We start from the raw sequence: 19,956 nt of genomic DNA, 5'->3' as shown, positions 1-19,956 counted from the left end.
CTCCGCACGGCGATACGTTGAAGGGGGCGCCCCGCGATCACTCGCGGGGCGCCCCCTTCGTCGTACGCGACGGGCTGCCGCCTATGCGGACTTCTGCTCTCCCGGCCCCGGACCCCGCGCATCGCGCGGCACCAGCGTCGGGTTCACGTTCGAGTGGACGACGTCCGCCGTGATGACGACGCGGGCCACGTCCTTGCGGGACGGGACCTCGTACATCACCGACTGGAGGACTTCCTCCATGATGGCGCGCAGGCCTCGCGCGCCGGTCTGGCGCAGAATCGCCTGGTCGGCGATGGCCTCAAGAGCCTCGCGCTCGAACTCCAGCTCAACGCCGTCGAGTTCGAAGAGGCGCTGGTACTGCTTGACGAGTGCGTTGCGCGGCTCCACCAGGATCTGGAGAAGAGCCTCGCGGTCCAGGTTGTGGACCGAGGTGATCACGGGGAGGCGGCCGATGAACTCGGGGATCATCCCGAACTTCACCAGGTCCTCCGGCATGATGTCCTCGAACCGGTCCTTCTCCTGGAGCTCACGCTTGGAGTGGATCGTGGCGCCGAAGCCGATGCCCTTCGCGCCCGCCCGCGACTCGATGATCTTCTCGAGGCCGGCGAAGGCGCCGCCCACGATGAAGAGCACGTTCGTCGTGTCGATCTGGATGAACTCCTGGTGCGGGTGCTTGCGGCCGCCCTGCGGTGGAACCGAGGCGGTCGTGCCCTCCAGGATCTTGAGCAGTGCCTGCTGGACGCCCTCACCCGATACATCGCGCGTGATCGAGGGGTTCTCGCTCTTGCGAGCGACCTTGTCGATCTCGTCGATGTAGATGATGCCCGTCTCGGCCTTCTTGACGTCGTAGTCAGCGGCCTGGATGAGCTTCAGGAGGATGTTCTCGACGTCCTCGCCGACATAGCCCGCCTCCGTGAGCGCCGTCGCGTCCGCGATGGCGAACGGGACGTTCAGCATGCGCGCGAGCGTCTGCGCGAGCAGCGTCTTGCCGGAGCCGGTCGGGCCGAGCAACAGGATGTTGGACTTGGCGAGTTCGATCGCGTCGTCACGGCCCTGTGCCCCGCCGGTCTCCCCGGCCTGGACCCGCTTGTAGTGGTTGTAGACCGCTACCGAGAGGGCTTTCTTCGCGGGCTCCTGGCCCACGACATACCCCTCGAGGAATTCGTAGATCTCACGAGGCTTGGGGAGTTCCTCCCACCGCACCTCGCTCGTCTCCGCGAGCTCTTCCTCGATGATCTCGTTGCAGAGGTCGATGCACTCATCGCAGATGTACACACCGGGACCTGCGATGAGCTTCTTGACCTGCTTCTGACTCTTCCCGCAGAACGAGCACTTGAGCAGATCGCCGCCGTCACCGATGCGTGCCACGAGGTGCTTCCCCTTCGCCTGGGAGACGCCACGTTCAGCGACTCCTGGTGCCTCTATCTGACGGTACCTTGCCCGGCCCCCCGTTCGGGCCCCCCTTGGCACGGTTCACTTTGACGTGGACCGCGCCAAGGAACGGCAGATGCTACATCGCTGCGTCAGACGACCGAGGAATTGTTCATCTTCCGGGTGGAGATGATCTGGTCGATCAGGCCGTACGCCAGCGCGTCCTCGGCAGTGAGGATCTTGTCGCGCTCGATGTCGTCGCGGATCTTCTCGATCGGCGTCGTGGAGTGCTTGGCCAGCATCTCCTCCAGCTGCGAGCGCATCCGGAGGATCTCGTTCGCGGCGATCTCCAGGTCGGAGACCTGACCGCGGCCCGTCTCGCTGTAGGGCTGGTGGATCAGGACGCGCGCGTTCGGAAGCGCCATGCGCTTGCCCGGCGTACCCGCCGAGAGGAGCACGGCGGCGGCGGACGCGGCCTGGCCCATGCAGACCGTCGACACGTCGGGCTTCACGAACTGCATCGTGTCGTAGATGGCCGTGAGTGCCGTGAAGGAGCCGCCGGGGCTGTTGATGTAGATCGAGATGTCACGGTCCGGGTCCATCGACTCCAGGCACAGGAGCTGTGCCATGACGTCGTTGGCGGACGCGTCGTCGATCTGCACGCCGAGGAAGATCACGCGCTCCTCGAACAGCTTCGCGTACGGGTCGTACTCGCGCACGCCCTGCGAGGTGCGCTCGACGAAGCGCGGGATGACGTAGCGGGATTCGGCGGACGGGCCGGTGTACTCGGCCTGGGCGCCCTCGTAGAGGCCGCTGCCGGGGAAGTTCTTCATCTCTGTAGGTCTCCTGAGGAGCGTGGGCTGAGGTCGGCTTCGGAGGGGCTGAGCGGTGAGGCTCAGGCTCCGGTGCCGCCGCCGCCCGGCATGCTGGCCGCGTTGGGCATGATGTCGTCGATGAGGCCGTACTCCTTGGCCTCCAGCGGGTCGAACCAGCGGTCGCGGTCCGAGTCGCGGGTGACCTGCTCGACGGTCTGACCCGTGTGGAACGCGGTGAGGTCCGCCATCTTCTTCTTCGTGAGGAGAAGGCGCTCGGCGTGGATCTTGATGTCCGACGCGGAGCCCGCGAGTCCGGCAGAGGGCTGGTGGATCAGGATCTCGGCGTTCGGCAGCGCGAAGCGCTTGCCGGGCGTACCGGCGCTGAGCAGGAACTGGCCCATCGAGGCCGCCATGCCCATCGCGATCGTCACCACGTCGTTCTGGATGTACTGCATGGTGTCGTAGATCGCCATGCCGGCCGTGATGGATCCACCAGGGCTGTTGATGTAAAGGAAGATGTCCTTGTCCGGCTCTGCGGCAAGGAGCAGCAACTGCGCGGTGATCTTGTTGGCGATGTCGTCGTCCACGGCCTGGCCGAGGAAGATGATCCGCTCGCCGAGCAGCCGGTTGTAGACCTGGTCGCCGAGGCCACCACCGATGGAGGGGTCGCCGGCGGCGGAGGGCATCAGATTCGTCACGTATCCACCTGCTCGTCTTACGACGGCGCCGGGCCGTCTCACGTCTTCTTCTGAGGCTTGGGACCCCGCGTGCTCGCCGCTCCGGGACGGCTTCGGGGACTCCCCTGCCCTCGTATTCATGGACCCTAACGCGCGGGCCCCTCCGGAGAATCCCGCAGAGGGAACTGTTCGCTGTGAGCGCAGGTTCTGGCGGGGGCGCCTTGAGCAGGGGCCCCGGGGTTGCCTCGGGCCCCGTCAGGGCCTCGCCAGGGCCTCGTCAGGGGCGCGGGGAACGGCGCGGGCCGCCCCCGCGCGGTCGCGGGCGCATCGCCGCGGGGGTCCCATGGCGGGTGCGGCTCGTACGTGGCTGAGCGCGCAGTTCCCCGCGCCCCTGACGGGGCACGAAAGGGCCCCCGGGACCGAAGTCCCGGGGGCCCTTTCGTACGGGCGTCAGAACGAGGCTCAGGCCTCGGTCTTCTCCTCGGCCTTCTCCTCGGCGGCGTCAGCCGACTCCGTGGCCTCGACCGTCTCGGCGGTCTCATCCTCGTCGTCGAGGTCCACGACCTCGCCGTTCGTGTCCTTGACCGACGCGGCCTCGACGACGACCGCGAGGGCCTTGCCGCGGGCGACCTCGCCGACCAGCATCGGGACCTGGCCGCCTTCGACGACCGCCTGGGCGAACTGGTCGGGGCTCATGCCGGAGGACTGCGCGCGACGCATGAGGTGCTCGGTGAGCTCCTCCTGGTTCACGTTCAGCTTCTCCTTGTTGACGAGCTCGTCGAGGACGAACTGCGTCTTGATGCCCTTCTCGGCCTGCTCCTTGGTCTCGGCGTCGAACTCTTCCTCGGTCTTGCCCTGGATCTCCAGGTACTTCTCGAGGTCGAGGCCCATCTGGCCGAGCTGGTGGTTCACCAGGTTGTGCTTGCGGGTCTCGATCTCGTCCGCGAGGAGCTTCTCGGGGACGGGGACCTCGACGAGCTCGAGCAGCTTCTCCAGGACGCGCTCCTGGGCCTGGGTCGCCTGGTCGTACTGCTTCATGTTCTCGAGGCGCTTGCGGCTGTCCGCCTTGACCTCGTCCAGGGTGTCGAACTCCGACGCGAGCTGCGCGAAGTCGTCGTCCAGGGCGGGCAGTTCACGGGCGGCGACCTGGGTGACCTTGACGGTCACCTCGGACTCCTTGCCCGCGGCGGAGCCGCCCTTGAGCTCGGAGGTGAAGGTGGCCTCGCCACCGGCCTCCAGGCCCTTGACGGCCTCGTCGATGCCTTCGAGGAGCTCGCCGGAGCCGATCGTGTAGGAGACGCCGGACGCGACGCCGTCCTCCAGGACCTCGCCCTCGACCTTGGCCTCCAGGTCGATCGTCACGACGTCGCCGTCCACGGCGGCACGCTCGACCGGCGAGGTGGACGCGAAGCGCTCACGGAGCTCCTCGACGGCCTTCTCGACGTCCTCGTCGCTGACCTCGACCGCGTCCACCTCGACCTCGATGCCGGAGTAGTCCGGGATCTCGATCGCGGGACGGATGTCGACCTCAGCGGTGAAGTTGAGGGTCTCGTTGTCCTTCAGCTCGGTGATGTCCACCTCGGGCTGGCCAAGGACGTTGAGCTCGGCCTCGTTCACGGCCTCGGTGTAGAACTTCGGGAGCGCGTCGTTGACGGCCTCTTCGAGGACGGCGCCGCGGCCGAACCGCTGGTCGATGACTCGGGCAGGGATCTTGCCCTTGCGGAAGCCCTTCACCGTGACCTGCTGGTTGATCTTCTTGTAGGCCGCGTCGAGGCTTTCCTTGAGCTCCTCGAAGGGCACCTCAACAGTGAGCCGAACCCGGGTCGGGTTCAGGGTCTCCACGGCGCTCTTCACGGTTCGGTCTCCTTGGGGCTGACTTCTTGGGATTGAGCCCGGCTCAGAGACACACGGGCACACAGCTTGCATAGTAACGGCAAGCGGGAGCCGACCCACAATGCGATCTTGTGAGGGAGATCTTGCTGGTCGGGGTGGCGGGATTTGAACCCACGGCCTTCCGCTCCCAAAGCGGACGCGCTACCAAGCTGCGCCACACCCCGTCGGTGCGACACGTAGGGTACATGCCCGCAGGCAGTGCGGCGCCCGCTTAATCGCGAGTACGTACGGGGTGTGCGGCGAGGGGCTCCGACCCGCTACGATGCTTGCCGTGCCGCGGTCGCTGACCTGCGGTGTCCTGTGGCACGTGCTGTGCGGGTGTAGCTCAATGGTAGAGCCCTAGTCTTCCAAACTAGCTACGCGGGTTCGATTCCCGTCACCCGCTCTGTTGCCTCCGGCCCGGTTCCTCGGAACCGGGCCGGAGGCTTTTTCGCGTTCCAGGGGGCGCGTTCCAGAGGTCGCGTTCCAGGGGCATGGCGGCGCGCGGGCTCCATCGAGGGCGCCTCAGGGGTCGCCGACGAGAGCGCCGACCGCGCGGGCGGCTTGGCCGGTTTCACATCGCGGCGGACCGCCGCGCCGCTCAGAAGCTGATCGAGTTGATGGTCTCCGCCACCTCGTTGAGGAAGCGGTTTATGGAAGGCGCCATTCCAGTTGAGGCGAGGAAGAACCCGAACAGGATTGCGACGATCGCGGGCCCCGCCTTGATCGATCCTCCACGGATCAGCACTACAAGGATGACCGCCAACAGCAACACCACGGACAGTGAAATGGCCATACTGATCACACCCTAGGTCGGTCTCTCCCCGGCCCGGGGGGTACGACCTCGCACACCCCCGCCAGGACCATCGTGCCACCAACGCGCCGCCCGTATGCGGCCGGTGACACATCGTCGGCCAAGGCCTGACGCGCCCCGCGTGGCCCTCGCGCACGGGGACACCCTTGGGGCGTCTGATCATCGCACCCCCGCACGGCAATTCGAAGCCCGCGCGTGACCGCTAATTCGACTTGATCGTTTCCATTGCCACACAACTCGTTCGCCAGAAATTCGAATTGTTGCCGGACACACATCACCAGCGCCACAAAGGGCCAATCAAGTGGACATTTCGCCAGAGTCGCCTGCGGGCGTTATGCAACGTTTAAGGGGTATTAAATGTGACGTAACGGACATCACGCCCGTTGTTTGTCCCCTGTATCGAGGGTGACAGGAGGTGAATCTCCATGTCGACTTCCGTGTTTTCTGGGTACTCGGACATCAATAGTCCCGAACCGCCTGTGATTGGTATGACAGGCGAGTTGAGGGTTTTACGAATACACGCAAGCGACGCTAGGGTGCCTCAGATGTTCCACGCTGCCACCATCCCCGCAGGCGCAGTGCGGTCCCGGGTCGTCTCACCTGGTTCTTGGTGGGAGGGCCTGTGACGAACTCGGTTCAACCGCACGGCCGCCACCGGGCGCCGCTCCCCCCGGCACACGTGCCGGCAGAGGGAGTCCCTGGCCCCCGCGCCCCCCAGTCCACCATGGCCGCGTCCGTTTCCCACGCCCCGGCCGGCACCACCGCTCGACCCGGCTGCACGGGTCACTCAGGCTCCACCGGTCCCTCCAGCTCCACGGGCCACTCCGGTTCCACCTCAGACAGACCGGTTTCCACCGGTCGGTCCGCCAAACAGCGCGACTCCTTCTTCGACAACGCCAAGTACCTGGCGATCGTCCTGGTCGCCATGGCTCACGCCTGGGAGCCGTTGACGGACGGCAGCCGCGCCGCAGAGGCGCTGTACATGACCGTCTACACCTTCCACATGCCGGCGTTCATCCTCATCTCCGGCTACTTCTCGCGCAGCTTCGACATGCGGTCCGACCGCCTCAAGCGCCTGGTGACCGGCATCGCCGTGCCGTACGTCATCTTCGAAGTCGCGTACACCTTCTTCAAGCGCTACGCGGACGACGATCCGACACAGCCGATCAGTCTGCTCGACCCCTGGTACCTCACCTGGTTCCTGGTCGCGCTCTTCGTCTGGCGTCTGACGACTCCGCTGTGGAAACTGGTCCGCTGGCCGGTGCCGCTGGCGCTCGCCATCGCCGTGCTCGCCTCGGTCTCGCCCGACATCGGCGACGACCTGGATCTGCAGCGGGTGCTGCAGTTCCTGCCCTTCTTCGTGCTCGGCCTGTTCATGAAGCCCGAGTACTTCCAGCTGGTGCGGCGCCGCGAGGTGCGGCTGCTCTCCATCCCGATCTTCGCGAGCGCGCTGCTTCTCGCGTACTGGGCCGGTCCGCGGATGACCTCCGCGTGGTTCTACCGCCGAGACAGCGCGCAGGAGTTGGGCGCTCCGTGGTGGGCCGGTGTCGTGATGACGCTGGCGCTGTTCGGCTGCTCCGTCGTCCTCACCGCGTGCTTCTTCGCGTGGGTTCCGCGTCGCAAGATGTGGTTCACGGTGCTGGGTGCGGGCACGTTGTACGGCTACCTGCTGCACGGCTTCCTCGCCAAGGGCTCGCGCTTCTGGGGCTGGTTCGACCACGACTGGGTACACACGCCTGTCGGTCAGATCTGTGTGTCGTTGGCGGCCGGGACGGTGGTGACGCTTCTCTGTACGCCTCCTGTGCAGCGGATGTTCCGCTTCGCCATGGAGCCGAAGATGGAGTGGGCGTTCAAGCGGGATGCCGCGGCGTTGGCTCGGGAGCGGGCGAAGTCCTCCTCCTAGCGCGGTGGTTCAAGGCCCAGTAGGGCGTGCATGTTGGCGTACTTCGCCGTGAGGCGAGTGCGGGTCGGCCCGTCTAGCTCTGCTAGACGGGCCGGATGTGCGTTGTGGGCCAGGTCCGCCTCCTTCACCAGGCGGGCGCCTGGGGTGGTGAGGATGCGGGTGGCGTAGGCCTCGGGGGATTCGCCCGCGCGCTTGGTGAGGGCGCGCACGATGTCCTTCGTACGGGGGGTGAGGCGCGCGTCCCGCAGCCACTGCTCGGTGAGGGCGTTGTCCTCTATGGCGTCGTGGAGCCAGGCGGCGGCGATCTGTTCCGGCGAGCCGCCTCGGGCCTCGACTCCGTCGGCCACGGCTCGCAGGTGCTCTGTGTAGGGGCGGCCCGCTTTGTCCTTCTGGGTGGCGTGGGCCTGGCGGGCTACCGCTTCCACTTGGGGGAGGGTGAGGTGGGAGTGGGTGTTGGGGTTGGGGTTGGGGTTGGGATTCATGCAGGGATTCTCTCCCCGACCCCGCGGAAGGATCAGCCCTTCTCCCGCAGCGCCACCCTCGCCGGAAGCGCCGTGGCCGCCAGACCGAGCGCCAGCGCCCCGCCCGCGAAGGAGCCGTAAAGGAGCGGTGGGATGTACGGCGACTCCCCCGTCAGGCCGTTCATCATGGGGACCAGCGTCGTCATCGCGATCGCCGAGCCGATGACGATGCCCGCGCAGGATACGAGCAGCGCCTCCCATCGCACCATCCGCATCACCTGGCGCCGGGTGGTGCCGATCAGGCGCAGCGTGCCGAGTTCGCGGCGGCGGTCCAGGACCGTCATGACCAGGGTGTTGGCCGCGGCGACCGCCGCGAAGCCGCCGAGCACGGCCGCCATCATCTTGTTCGCCCAGCCGTTGACCGCACGGTCCGTGGACTGCGCGGTGGCGTAGTCGTCGCGGTCCCGCAGCGTGCCGAGGGCCGTGAGGGAGCGCGGCGCTTCGCCCTTCGTCCAGATCTCCGAGGAGAAGGACGAGGTCACGTGCTGCTTCAAGTCCGAGGAGGGGGCGGTGATTTGAGAGAGGCCAAGGCCTCTGCCGTAGGTGGCGACCACCTTCGGTGTCGCCTTCGTGCCGTCGGGCAGGCGCAGGGCCATGCGCTCGCCCGTCTTCACGTGCGCGGCGTCCGCGAGCTTCGCGTCCACGGCGATCTCGCCCCTGCCGAGCGAGGCCATCGTCCCCGTCCTGACGTCCAGGTCTTGGACCTCGGCCAGGTCACGCGATGCGCCCGTGACGCCCTGCGTCGAGGCCGACTCCAGCCAGCGGTCGCCGCCCGAGCCCACCGGCACGAGGACGGAGGTCTTCAGGAGGCCTACGGCCGACGTGACTCCCTGGGCCCGCCCCGCCTTCCTGACCCCGTCGGCGGTCGCTCCCGCTCCCGAGGCGGAGACGATGTGGTCCGCCGTGATGCCCTCGCGCTGTTGGTCGGCGGCGACCCGGTCCTCGCTGGTGTGCATGAAGACGAGGGTCGACGAGAACGCCATCGCGAGGACGATCGGGGTGATCGCCGAGGCGAGACGGCGGGCGTTCGTACGGGAGTTGGCTGCCGCGAGCGAGGCGGACGCGGACGCTCCGCGCAGCGGAAGTCCGAACAGGGCCGCGCAGCCGCGGGCCACCAGGGGGCCGAGCAGGGCCACGGCCAGCATGAACAGCATGACGATGCCGAGTGCCACGTTGGCCGCGTCGTCGCCCGTCATGGAGGAGGCGACCTTGGCGAGGACGCAGCCGCCGACGGCCGCCGCGATGCCCAGTGGCGTACGGATCCAGCCGGGGCGCAGGCGTTCCACCGAGGACTCGGCCAGCGCCTGGCCCGGTTTGATGCGGGAGGGGCGGCGGGCCGCCATGTAGCCCGCGAGCAGTGCGGTGATCACGGCTGCGCCGACGGCCGAAAGGAGGGGGATGAAGGAGACCGAGAGGTCCAGGGCCTCGGGGATCGCGCCCTTCTCCTTCAGCTGGCCGAACCACCAGCCGGCCAGGGCGATGCCGGGCAGCAGGCCCACCGCTCCCGCGAGGGGTGCGACGAGCAGGGCCTCCGTGGCGATGGTGCGGCGGATCTGGCGAGGCGTCGTACCGATGGCCCGCAGGAGTGCGTACTCGCGGGCCCGCTGGCCGACGGAGAGCGCCACGGTGCCCGCGGCAGTGAACATGGCGACCATGGTGGCGATGCCGCCGAAGGAGCCGCCGAGCCCGGTGAGCATCTCCTTGGCGTAGGCGAGTTCGGAGCCCTCGGCCGCGCTGCGGTCGTCGCCGGTGAGGACGTCGGCCTTGCTTCCGACGGCGTGCGCCACCTGGGACTTGAGGGCGTCGTCCGTGACACCGTCCTTGGGCAGGACGGCGATGGCGTCGACGCGGCCGGGGTGGCCGGAGAGGCGTACGGCCTCCGAGTCGGTGAACCAGGCTGTGGGAGCGCCCTGTTGAGCACTCACGGTGCCGGATACGCGGAAGTCGCGCGGGCCGTCCGCCGTGGTGAGCGTGGTGTGTTCGCCGACGGATGCGCCGGGCGCCGCGAGGACGACCTCACCGGCCTTCGGGGCGCGGCCCGCGGTCAGCTTCTCGCCGGTGAAGGCCGTGGAACCCCAGCCGTGCGCGGTGACGCTCTTGTCCCCCGACTGCACGGGGAAGGTCACGTCCGCGACGGCGGCGCGGGCGCCGGGCACCGAACCGGCCCTCATCGCGAGGGTGTTGTCGATCCTGGCCTTGTCGGGCAGCGGCGTGTCCGACTCGGACCTGCTGTCGCCGCCGCCCGTCACGAAGTGGGCCGTCTGCTGGGCCGCGGCCACCACCGGGGCGTCGGCGTAGCGAGTGGGCGGCACCGACGCCCGCGCCCCCGTCTCCAGGAGGATGCCGCAGGCGGACACGATCATCGCGGCCATCATCAACGCGACGAACGTGCCCGCGAAGGCGGCCGGTTTGAAGCGGATGGCGGCGCGGGCGATGCCGTTGGGCATGAACTGCACGGGGAATCTCCGGAGTTGGTGAAGGGGCGGGGTGAAGGGGACTACGCCGCCGCTGTCGCGTACGCCGGTGCCGTGAGCGTCGTCATCCGCGCCGCGATCTGTGCCGCCGAAGAGCTTTCGAGGCGGTCCACGATCGCGCCGTCCGCGAGGAAGAGCACCCGGTCCGCGTAGGCAGCGGCGGCCGGGTCGTGGGTGACCATGACGACCGTGGCGCCCATCCCGTCGACGGCCGAGCGGAGCAGGGTGAGGATCTCGGCGGCCGTCGTGGTGTCCAGGGCGCCCGTCGGCTCGTCGGCGAAGATCACGTCCGGGTTCGTGACCAGGGCGCGGGCGATCGCGACGCGCTGCTGCTGGCCTCCGGAGAGCTCGCCGGGGCGGCGCTTGTGCTTGTCGCTGCCGAGTCCGACACGGGCGAGGACCTCGGCCGCCCTGCGGCGGTCGGGACGTCGGCCCGCGAGGCGCATCGGCAGGACCACGTTCTGCTCGACGGTGAGCGAGGGCAGCAGGTTGAAGGCCTGGAAGACGAAGCCGAGGCGGGTGCGGCGCAGCGCGGTGAGCTTGTTCTCACTCAGGGAGGTGATCTCCGTACCGCCGAGGCGCACCGTGCCCTCGCTGGGCCTGTCGAGTCCGGCGGCGCACTGCAGGAAGGTGGATTTGCCGGAGCCCGACGGGCCCATGACGGCGGTGAAGCTGCCGCGCTCAAGGGCGAGGTCGATGCCGCTGAGGGCGTGCACGGCGCCGGAGCCCCTGCCGTACCTGCGGCGCACGCCGTGCAGTTCGACGGCCAAGGCGGCGCCGGCGGGCGCACCGGCTGGCATCGGGGGCACCGCTCCCCCGTCGAACCGTTCGCCCGCTTCGGATCGCTTCTTGCGCCGCAGCCCCATCGTCCCGCCCGCCTTCCGTGAGTACGCCCTGATCGATGTCTCGAACGTACGGATTCGGGGGTGCCGTGGACCATGAGGTCCCCTGGCGAATCGGGGGTGGGGTTAGCCCCCGGCAGCCTCCCTGGCACCCCCTCGGCAGCCCCGGCGATCCATGGCCTGAAGCAGTGGCCAGGCACCGCACAGGTCGTTTGGTAGGCTAACTATTGACGCGTTCTTGACGCTCCCTTTGCCATAAGTGTGCGGTGGGTGCGTCGCCGACTACCAGGAGGAACGGGCCCATCGGACACGCAGACACCCTGATAGCCATGGGCGGCGCCTTTCTCGCCGCCGCCGTGCTCGCCCGCCTGGGCGGCCGTATCGGCCTCCCCACCATCCCTCTCTTCATCCTGGCCGGGATCCTTCTCGGCCCTCACACTCCCGGCGTGGTCCTGCTCTCCGACCCCCACGACCTGGAGATGCTCTCGGCGCTCGGCCTGGTGCTTCTGCTCTTCTACCTGGGCCTCGAGTTCCACATGGACGACCTCAAGACGGGCGGCCGCAAGATGGCCCTCGCCGGAGGGACGTACCTCGCGCTGAACGTCGGCGCGGGCCTCGGCTTCGGATTCGCCCTCGGCTGGGGCACCTCCGAGGCTCTGGTCCTCGCCGGGGTGCTCGGCATCTCGTCGTCGGCGATCGTCACCAAGGTGCTCGTCGACACCGGACGCCTCGGCAATCCCGAGACGAAGCCGATCCTCGGCATCATCGTCGTCGAGGACATCTTCCTTGCGCTCTATCTGGCCGCGCTGCAGCCCGTCCTGTCCGGCGCCGACAGCCTCGCGGCGGCCGTCATGGACGGCGGCAAGGCGTTCGGCTTCCTGCTGCTGCTCGCCCTGGTGGCGCGCTTCGGCACGAAGGTCGTCGGGCGGCTCATGGACACCCGTGACGACGAGCTGCTCGTCATCTCCTTCCTCGGCGCCGCGGTCTTCGTCGCCGGTGTCTCGGAGTGGTTCGGGGTCGCGGACGCGATCGGCGCGTTCATGGTCGGTCTGATGGTGGGCAGCACGGCGTCCGGCGAGCGCGTCCGCAAGCTCGTGCACCCCCTGCGGGACGCGTTCGGAGCGATCTTCTTCTTCGGCTTCGGACTCTCGATCGACCCCGGCGACCTGCCCGTGGTGCTCTGGCCGGTGCTCGCCGCAGTGGCCGTGACGCTTCTCATGAACGTCCTCGCGGGACTCGGCGCCGCGCGGATCTACGGCTTCGGGGCAGGACCCGCGGCGAACATCTCCACCACCCTGCTCGCGCGCGGTGAGTTCGCCCTGATCCTCGCGACCATGGCGGCCACCGCGGGACTCGACGAACGCCTGTCCCCCTTCATCGCGGGGTACGTGCTGCTGCTCGCCGTGCTCGGTCCGCTCGCGGCGGGACGCTCGCACTGGCTGGCCCGGATACTGCCGGGCGGACGCGACGCGGCCCCCGAACCGGATCCGGAGCCTGAACTGTCAGGCGCCCGGTGAGAGGTCCCGGCAGATCAGAAGCAGCGCACGGTCGTCGTTGACGTCCTTCGCGACCGCCTCGATCAGATGCCACGCCGCGCCGTGGAAGCCGCCCGCCACATAGCGGTCGGCTTCCCCGGTGAGGCGGTCGATGCCCTCGCTGATGTCGCGGTCGGAGGTCTCGACGATGCCGTCGGTGAACAGCATCAGGACGTCGCCGGGGCGCAGGGAGCCCTTCACCGGGTCGAACTGCGCCCCGTCGTAGACCCCCAGGAGGGGGCCCTCAGCGGCCTTCTCCTCCCAGCGGCCGCTGCCCGCGCTGAGCTGGAGGCCCGGCGGGTGGCCCGCCGTGAAGAGCTCGTAGTCGCCGGTCTCCAGGTCGAGGACCAGATGGGTCGAGGTCGCGAAGCCCTCGTCCCAGTCCTGGCGCAGGAGGTAGCCGTTGGCGGCGGTAAGGAACGCGTGCGGCGGCAGCGAACCGAGCAGGCCGCCGAAGGCGCCGGACAGGAGCAGGGCGCGGGAGCCCGCGTCCATGCCCTTGCCCGAGACGTCCGTGAGGACGACCTCCAGGGTGCGGCCGCCGTTCGTGCGGGCCGCGACCACGAAGTCGCCCGAGAAGGACTGGCCGCCCGCGGGCCGCAGCGCCATCTCGCGGTGCCAGCCCGCGGGCAGCTGCGGCAGCTTGCTCTGTACGCGGATGCGTTCACGCAGGTCGAAGAGCATCGTGCCGCCACCGCGCCAGGGCACACCGACCCGGCTGCGGAACTGCGCGATGACGAGGCCGAAGAAACCGCAGGCCGCGACGACAAGCACCACTCCGGGCGTGACCCGCGACGGCCCTTGCGTGTACGGGCCGAGCTTGACGGACTCCACGATGAGCGCGCCGGCCGCCGTCGCGTAGAGGCCGAGCAGGCTGGAGGGCCGCAGGAGCAGGCCGCCGGCCACGATGGGCAGGACGAGCGTGGAGGGCGCGCACCAGACGTTGTTGACGATGGTGCAGAACGCGATCACCGGAATGGTGACGAGCAGGCCCGCGAGCGCGACCCAGTCCGAACCGTCGCCTCTGAAGTAGTCGACCCCGGATTTGCGCAGGCCTATGCGAGCCCGGTGGATCCGCTTCTTCATCCGGGCTGTGAACGTCTCGGCTTCCGCTCGGCTGCCTGCCATTGCTCCCGGACCCTATCCACCGGGTCAGGCACTTCGCACGGGAGGTACCGGTTGTCCCCCGTCAGTGGCAGGTCCAGGCGGGCGGAAATCCTGTCGCTCCGCCCGCTTCTCCCTGGTAGGCATGGCATATGACGACGGAATTGCGGGAGTTGCGCCAGCAGGACTGGGACGAGTACTACGGCACGCTGGAGCTGGCCTTCGGCGGCGTAGCGGAAGCGCGGGAGGAGCATGAGCTCTGGAACTCGCTGACCGAGTTCGACCGCTTCTTCGGCACCTGGGAGGGCGAGACCTGCGTCGGCACGACCGGAGCGTTCAGCTTCCGCCTCTCCGTGCCGGGCGGCTCCCTGGTGGACGCGGCCGGTGTGACGATGGTCAGCGTCGCGGCGACGCACCGACGGCAGGGGATCCTGACGTCGATGATGCGGCGCCAGCTCGACGACGTACGTGCGAAGGGTGAGTGTCTGGCCGTGCTCACCGCCTCCGAGCCCGTCATCTACGGACGGTTCGGGTACGGCGCGGCGACGCAGACGGTGAAGGCGGAGATCGACACATCACGCGTACGTCTGACGCTGCCGGCCGGCACCGATGACGTACGCCTTCGGTACGCCGAGGCCGCCGACGTCCACGAGGCCTGCGAGGCGCTGTACGCACGACGGGTGAGCGAGCGCCCGGGGATGCTGGCCAGGCAGCCCGGCTGGGAGCGGCTCGGTCTGCTCGACCCGGAGAGCGAGCGGCACGGTGCGTCTGCGCTGCAGTGCGTGGTCGCCGAGCGCGACGGGGAGCTGGTCGGGTACGCGCGCTACAGCGTGAAGCCCGACTGGGACATGGCGGGCCCCAAGGGCACGGTCCGGCTCCGCGACCTCGAAGCCGTCGACCCGGCCGCGAACGCGGCACTGTGGCGCTTCCTCTTCGGCATCGACCTGACGTCGACGGTCGAGGCGCACAGCCGCCCGATGGACGACGCGGTGTTCCACCTCGTCTCGGACATGCGGCGCTGCCGGATCCAGGTGCGGGACTCGCTCCACGTACGGCTTGTGGAGGTCGGGGCCGCGCTGGAGGCGCGCGCGTACCGGGCGCCGGTGAACCTGGTGTTGGAGGTCGAGGACGCCTTCTGCCCCTGGAACGAGGGCCGTTGGCGGCTCAAGGGCGACGTGAAGGGCGCGATCTGCGAGCGCACCGACGACGACGCCGATCTCTCCCTGTCCGTGCGGGACTTGGGCTCGGCCTACCTCGGCGGATTCTCCCTGACGTCACTGGCGGCGGCGGGCCGGGTACGCGAGCTGCGTCCGGGCGCGCTCGCCGAGGCGGCGCTGGCCTTCGGGTCGGACGTGGCGCCGTGGCTGCCGCACGGTTTCTGAGCGTCTCTAAGCGGTCATTCCCAGTGACGGCTTCGGCTTGCGGATCGCGAGGTAGAGGGCGACCAGCCAGCCGATGAACGAGGCACCGAGGAAGATGTTGATGACGAGAATCACCCAACGGAGCTCGACGCCCCGGTTGAAGGCGATGAGGGACGGCAGCAGGTAGACGGCGACGAAGAGCACGCCGAGCACGATGACGATCGGCCCGCTCAGCCAGCCGGCTTCGAAATGGAACATGAGTCCCCCCTTTGAGTATTTGAGTGGCGTTTCGGCCTTCGGCCGAGTGCTGGGTGTCGAGTGTCGCTGAGTGTCGGGTGTCGATCAAGGGGCTCAGGCGTGTCGCCCTCGGGGCTCAGGGCGCCGTTCGCTGGCAGGTGGGGCACCAGAAGAGGTTGCGGGCGGCGAGATCGGCGGTGCGGATCTCGCCGCCACAGATGTGGCAGGGCATCGTGGCCCTGCGGTACACGTACACCTCGCCGCCGTGATCGTCCACGCGCGGCGGGCGGCCCATCGCCTCCGGCGTGTGCTCGGGCCTGACGGTGTCGATGCGGTTGAGGCGCACGCCCTCGCGCATCAGGGCGACCAGGTCGTCCCAGATCTCCGTCCACTGGCCGGGCCCGATGTCCTTGCCCTGGGTGTACGGGTCGATGCCGTGCCGGAAGAGGACCTCGGCGCGGTAGACGTTGCCGACGCCCGCGATGACCTTCTGGTCCATGAGGAGGGCGGCGATGGTGGTGCGGCTGCGGGCGATGCGGGCGTAGGCGGCGGCCGGGTCGTCCTCCGCACGCAGGGGGTCCGGGCCGAGGCGGGCGTGTATCGCCTGCTTCTCCTCGTCGGTGATGAGGGCGCAGGTGGTGGGGCCACGGAGGTCCACGTACGCGTCCTTGGTGGCAAGGCGGAGGCGGACGGTGTCCGTGGGCGGGTTCGCGGTGGCGGTCGTGCCGAAGTTGACCTTGCCGAAGAGACCCAGGTGGATGTGGATCCAGCCGGTCTCGGCGAAGCCGAGGAAGAGGTGCTTGCCGTGGGCCTCGGCGGTGTCCATCTCCTGCCCGTCGAGCAGGGCCGCGCTGTCGGAGAACTTGCCCTGGGGGCTGGTCACCCGGAGGGGGCCGCGGCCTTCGAAGCGGGTGCGGTGGTCGTCCGCGAGGCGGTGAATCGTGTGCCCCTCCGGCACGGGTCCTCCTGGGGTCGGTTCGGAGCAGGGATTCTTCCCCGGCCTCGCCCCGTCCCGGCTGTATCCATGTGCGGCTCCGCCGCGTGGCATGCCTGCGCCCCGGGCCTGCCAGGGGCTCCGCCCCGGACCCCGCTCCTCGAACGCCGGAGGGGCTGAAAGATTCAGCCGTCCGGCGTTCGAGGACGCTCCGGCGCAGCCGGTTTCCGGGAAGGGGCGGGATCAGGGAGAGGAAAGGCCCTACTGCTGCGGGTGGCCTGCCGGGATGGCCGGCAGCTCGCCCGTCTCCTCGTAGGCCGACAGCATCTCGATGCGGCGGCTGTGACGCTCCTCGCCCGAGTACGGCGTCGCCAGGAAGATCTCGACGAACTTCGTCGCCTCTTCCCGCGTGTGCATCCGGCCGCCGATCGACACCACGTTCGCGTCGTTGTGCTCACGCCCGAGCGCGGCCGTCTGCTCGCTCCAGGCGAGGGCGGCCCGCACCCCCTTCACCTTGTTCGCGGCGATCTGCTCCCCGTTGCCGGAGCCCCCGATCACGATGCCGAGCGACGACGCGTCCGCCGCCGTCTTCTCCGCGGCGCGGAGACAGAAGGGGGGGTAGTCGTCCTGGGCGTCATAGATGTGGGGCCCGCAGTCGACGGGCTCGTGGCCGTGGCTCTTGAGCCACTCGACCAGGTGGTTCTTCAGTTCGTAGCCGGCATGATCCGAGCCGAGGTACACGCGCATGCGAATGAGTGTGGCACGTCGCGGGGCGGGTAGCGGCGACCGGGGGCCGGACCTTGGTCACCCTTGTTCAGCTGTTCGCCAAGGTCTGGGCCATTGGGCCGGAATACAACGATCCGGAGTCGGGACTTCCGTCACGTACACCCCTGAGTTTGAATGCGGGGGCTCGTGACCCGAGAACTTAAGGATTCGTCCATGACCTCGCAACCCTCCCTTGCGAAGGCAGACCGTAACCCCACCGACCCTGGGGATTCACAGTCTGGTGACAACGGTGACGGCCTCAAAGCCGGGCTGAAGAACCGCCACCTCTCCATGATCGCCATCGGTGGCGTCATCGGAGCGGGCCTCTTCGTCGGATCGAGCTCCGGAATCGCCGCCGCCGGGCCCGCCATCCTCGTCTCGTACGCCCTCGTCGGCACGATGGTCGTCCTCGTGATGCGGATGCTCGGCGAGATGGCCGCCGCGCGCCCCGCGTCGGGCTCCTTCTCCACCTACGCGGACCAGGCACTCGGCCGCTGGGCCGGTTTCTCGATCGGCTGGCTCTACTGGTTCTTCTGGGTCGTCGTGCTCGCGGTGGAGGCCACCGCGGGTGCCGTCATCCTCAACGGATGGATACCGTCCGTCCCGCAGTGGGGCTGGGCGCTCATCGTGATGGTGGTGCTCACCGCGACGAACCTCGTCTCGGTCGGCTCCTACGGTGAGTTCGAGTTCTGGTTCGCCGGCATCAAGGTCGTCGCCATCGGCGGGTTCGTGATCATCGGTCTGCTCGCCGTCTTCGGCGTGCTGCCCGGCTCCGACAACCCCGGCGCCGGATTCGCGCACCTCACCGACGCGGGCGGATTCATGCCCAAGGGTGCGGGCGCCATCCTCACCGGCGTGCTCATGGTCGTCTTCTCGTTCATGGGCTCCGAGATCGTCACGCTGGCCGCCGGTGAGTCCGAGGACCCGCAGCGCGCCGTCACCAAGGCGACGAACAGCGTCATCTGGCGCATCGGTGTCTTCTACCTGGGCTCGATCTTCGTCGTCATCACGCTGCTGCCGTGGAACGACAAGTCGATCCTCAAGGACGGCTCGTACGTCGCCGCGCTGAACTCGATCGGCATTCCGCACGCCGGTCAGGTCATGAACGTCATCGTGCTGACCGCCGTGCTCTCCTGTCTCAACTCCGGTCTCTACACCGCTTCCCGCATGGCCTTCTCGCTCGGGGCGCGCGGTGACGCGCCCAAGGCCTTCGCGCGCACCAACTCACGCGGTGTGCCGCAGGCCGCGATCCTCGGGTCCGTCGTGTTCGGCTTCATCGCCGTCTGGTTCAACTACCAGTGGCAGGACACCGTCTTCGACTTCCTGCTCAACTCCTCGGGCGCGGTGGCCCTCTTCGTCTGGCTGATGATCGCGTTCACGCAGCTGCGGATGCGCGGCATCATCCTGCGCGAGGAGCCGGAGAAGCTGGTCGTGAAGATGTGGCTCTTCCCGTACCTGACCTGGGTCACGATCGCGATGATCTCGTTCGTGCTCGTCTACATGCTGACCGACGAGGCCGGACGCAAGCAGGTGCTGCTCTCGCTGCTCGCGGCCGCGTTCGTGGTGGTGTTCTCCCTCGTACGGGACAAGGTGCGGCCCCGCGCGGACGACGCGGCTGCCACGGACACCGTCGACACCGTCGACGTCGACGCCTAACCGGTGCCGTCCGACGGTGGCGCGGTCGACGTGCCCGCCACCGTCGGCGGCCTCGTGCTCGGTCCCTTCGGCTCGCCGCCTCCCGGATCGCGCGCGGTGAGGAACATGACAGCTGCCACGGCGGCCGCGACCAGCAGGACCAGGGCGGTCAGGACGCGGTTCTGCAGGTCGGCGGCGGGCTGGGTCCGCGGTGATTCCCGTGGCCTCGGTGGTGCCGCGAGCACCGCACGCAGAGCCGCCTCCGTCTCGTCGAGGCCCGGGCGCCGCTCCGGCTCCTTGATGAGGAGCGCGGCGAGCACCGGACGCAACCGGTTTGATTCCGGCGGCAGTTCAGGTGCCTCATACAGGACCGCCACCAGCGTGTTCAGGGTCGACTCACGGGCGAAGGGCGAGCTGCCGCGCACCGCCGTGCAGAGCGTCGCCCCCAGGGACCAGAGGTCCGACGGCGGTCCCTGCCGCGTCCCGTAGATCCGCTCGGGCGCCATGTACTCGGGCGAGCCCACCAGTGTGCCCGGCGGCGTGAGGCGGCCCGTGTCCTCGAGCGCGGCGATGCCGAAATCGGTGAGGACCACACGGTCGGCGGGTCCGCCGGGGCTCAGCAGGACGTTCCCCGGCTTGATGTCGCGGTGCAGGACGCCCGCCGCGTGCACCCGGCGCAACACCGCCACCAGGGCGAGGCCGACACGCGCCGCCCCGTACTCGTCGAGCGGCCCCTCCTCGTCGACGTACCGGGCGAGAGAGCGCGCGACGATCAGTTCCATGACGATCCAGAGCCGGCCGTCCTCCTCGGCGACGTCATAGACGCGTACGGCACCGGGGTGGTCGATCCGCGCGCTGGCCCGCGCCTCGCGCAGCGCGCGTTCTCTGCGGACGCGGGTGTCCTCCGCGTCAGGGCCCCCGAACGCGCCAGGGCCGCCGAAGGCACCGCCGATCCGCATCTCCTTGACCGCGACAGGGCGGTCGAGGAGCTCGTCGACCGCGCGCCACACGCGGCCCATGCCGCCCTGGCCGATGACGTCGAGCAGGTGGTAGCGGCCCGCGACCACGCGAAGCTCCGGCATGGGCGTCCACCCCC

General features: G+C 68.9%; 17 protein-coding genes and 2 tRNA genes. 5 read left to right on the top strand and 14 right to left on the bottom strand.

The features are described 5' to 3' along the window. Positions 1-81: 81 nt before the first annotated feature. From clpX to ACZ5CR_RS06550, 5 genes are all read right to left on the bottom strand, one after another. A complete protein-coding gene (gene clpX / locus ACZ5CR_RS06570; protein ID WP_389907149.1) occupies positions 82-1,368 on the bottom strand; it encodes an ATP-dependent Clp protease ATP-binding subunit ClpX in 1,287 nt (428 codons plus the stop codon). A gap of 155 nt (positions 1,369-1,523) precedes the next feature. Next, positions 1,524-2,204 (bottom strand): ATP-dependent Clp protease proteolytic subunit, encoded by a 681-nt coding sequence (locus tag ACZ5CR_RS06565; protein ID WP_468854205.1) that lies wholly within the window; start codon positions 2,202-2,204, stop codon positions 1,524-1,526. 62 nt (positions 2,205-2,266) lie between these two features. Further along, positions 2,267-2,872, bottom strand: coding sequence for an ATP-dependent Clp protease proteolytic subunit (locus ACZ5CR_RS06560; RefSeq protein ID WP_249593023.1), 606 nt, complete (start codon positions 2,870-2,872; stop codon positions 2,267-2,269). A 453-nt stretch (positions 2,873-3,325) separates the two neighbouring features. Further along, on the bottom strand, positions 3,326-4,717 hold the full coding sequence (tig, locus tag ACZ5CR_RS06555) for a trigger factor (protein WP_468854204.1): 1,392 nt from the start codon (positions 4,715-4,717) through the stop codon (positions 3,326-3,328). 126 nt (positions 4,718-4,843) lie between these two features. Continuing rightward, positions 4,844-4,920: transfer RNA gene (locus tag ACZ5CR_RS06550), tRNA-Pro, on the bottom strand. A 150-nt stretch (positions 4,921-5,070) separates the two neighbouring features. Here ACZ5CR_RS06550 and ACZ5CR_RS06545 point away from each other — a divergent pair. Further along, positions 5,071-5,141: transfer RNA gene (locus tag ACZ5CR_RS06545), tRNA-Gly, on the top strand. Between the two features lie 195 nt (positions 5,142-5,336). Here the strand turns inward: ACZ5CR_RS06545 and ACZ5CR_RS06540 are convergent. Next, the gene (locus ACZ5CR_RS06540) at positions 5,337-5,531 is read right to left on the bottom strand and encodes a hypothetical protein (protein ID WP_453525728.1); all 195 of its coding nucleotides are present in this window, start codon (positions 5,529-5,531) and stop codon (positions 5,337-5,339) included. A 640-nt stretch (positions 5,532-6,171) separates the two neighbouring features. Between ACZ5CR_RS06540 and ACZ5CR_RS06535 the strand changes: the two genes are divergently transcribed. Next, positions 6,172-7,452, top strand: coding sequence for an acyltransferase family protein (locus ACZ5CR_RS06535; RefSeq protein ID WP_468854202.1), 1,281 nt, complete (start codon positions 6,172-6,174; stop codon positions 7,450-7,452). On the opposite strand, the gene ACZ5CR_RS06530 is transcribed toward ACZ5CR_RS06535, so the two are convergent. From ACZ5CR_RS06530 to ACZ5CR_RS06520, 3 genes are read right to left on the bottom strand one after another with little or no spacing between them, the layout of a single operon-like run. Then, positions 7,449-7,934, bottom strand: a complete 486-nt coding sequence (locus tag ACZ5CR_RS06530) for an HD domain-containing protein (RefSeq protein ID WP_468854200.1) — start codon at positions 7,932-7,934, stop codon at positions 7,449-7,451. The genes ACZ5CR_RS06535 and ACZ5CR_RS06530 overlap by 4 nt on opposite strands. Before the next feature lie 32 nt (positions 7,935-7,966). Continuing rightward, positions 7,967-10,420, bottom strand: a complete 2,454-nt coding sequence (locus tag ACZ5CR_RS06525) for an ABC transporter permease (protein ID WP_468854789.1) — start codon at positions 10,418-10,420, stop codon at positions 7,967-7,969. 50 nt (positions 10,421-10,470) lie between these two features. After that, on the bottom strand, positions 10,471-11,313 hold the full coding sequence (locus tag ACZ5CR_RS06520; protein ID WP_468854198.1) for an ABC transporter ATP-binding protein: 843 nt from the start codon (positions 11,311-11,313) through the stop codon (positions 10,471-10,473). Between the two features lie 305 nt (positions 11,314-11,618). Here ACZ5CR_RS06520 and ACZ5CR_RS06515 point away from each other — a divergent pair, with 305 nt between their 5' ends. Beyond that, positions 11,619-12,806, top strand: coding sequence for a cation:proton antiporter (locus ACZ5CR_RS06515; protein ID WP_468854196.1), 1,188 nt, complete (start codon positions 11,619-11,621; stop codon positions 12,804-12,806). Here ACZ5CR_RS06515 and ACZ5CR_RS06510 read toward each other — a convergent pair. Then, complete coding sequence (locus ACZ5CR_RS06510) at positions 12,792-13,952, bottom strand: PP2C family protein-serine/threonine phosphatase (RefSeq protein ID WP_468854193.1); 1,161 nt, start codon at positions 13,950-13,952, stop codon at positions 12,792-12,794. The two genes, ACZ5CR_RS06515 and ACZ5CR_RS06510, sit on opposite strands and share 15 nt — an antisense overlap. Before the next feature lie 128 nt (positions 13,953-14,080). Between ACZ5CR_RS06510 and ACZ5CR_RS06505 the strand changes: the two genes are divergently transcribed. Then, positions 14,081-15,310, top strand: coding sequence for a GNAT family N-acetyltransferase (locus tag ACZ5CR_RS06505; protein WP_468854191.1), 1,230 nt, complete (start codon positions 14,081-14,083; stop codon positions 15,308-15,310). 6 nt (positions 15,311-15,316) lie between these two features. Here ACZ5CR_RS06505 and ACZ5CR_RS06500 read toward each other — a convergent pair whose 3' ends face one another. From ACZ5CR_RS06500 to ACZ5CR_RS06490, 3 genes are all read right to left on the bottom strand, one after another. Next, complete coding sequence (locus ACZ5CR_RS06500; protein ID WP_468854189.1) at positions 15,317-15,547, bottom strand: superinfection immunity protein; 231 nt, start codon at positions 15,545-15,547, stop codon at positions 15,317-15,319. Between the two features lie 115 nt (positions 15,548-15,662). Then, positions 15,663-16,484 (bottom strand): Fpg/Nei family DNA glycosylase, encoded by an 822-nt coding sequence (locus ACZ5CR_RS06495; protein ID WP_468854187.1) that lies wholly within the window; start codon positions 16,482-16,484, stop codon positions 15,663-15,665. A 237-nt stretch (positions 16,485-16,721) separates the two neighbouring features. Then, positions 16,722-17,207, bottom strand: coding sequence for a ribose-5-phosphate isomerase (locus tag ACZ5CR_RS06490; protein ID WP_468854185.1), 486 nt, complete (start codon positions 17,205-17,207; stop codon positions 16,722-16,724). Positions 17,208-17,399: 192 nt separating this feature from the next. Between ACZ5CR_RS06490 and ACZ5CR_RS06485 the strand changes: the two genes are divergently transcribed. After that, positions 17,400-18,881, top strand: a complete 1,482-nt coding sequence (locus tag ACZ5CR_RS06485; RefSeq protein ID WP_468854184.1) for an amino acid permease — start codon at positions 17,400-17,402, stop codon at positions 18,879-18,881. Here ACZ5CR_RS06485 and ACZ5CR_RS06480 read toward each other — a convergent pair. Then, complete coding sequence (locus ACZ5CR_RS06480; RefSeq protein ID WP_468854182.1) at positions 18,878-19,942, bottom strand: serine/threonine-protein kinase; 1,065 nt, start codon at positions 19,940-19,942, stop codon at positions 18,878-18,880. The two genes, ACZ5CR_RS06485 and ACZ5CR_RS06480, sit on opposite strands and share 4 nt — an antisense overlap. Positions 19,943-19,956 lie beyond the last annotated feature (14 nt).

The organism is Streptomyces sp. NPDC031274, assembly GCF_055570235.1.
This window is presented reverse-complemented; position numbering and strand designations above follow the sequence as displayed.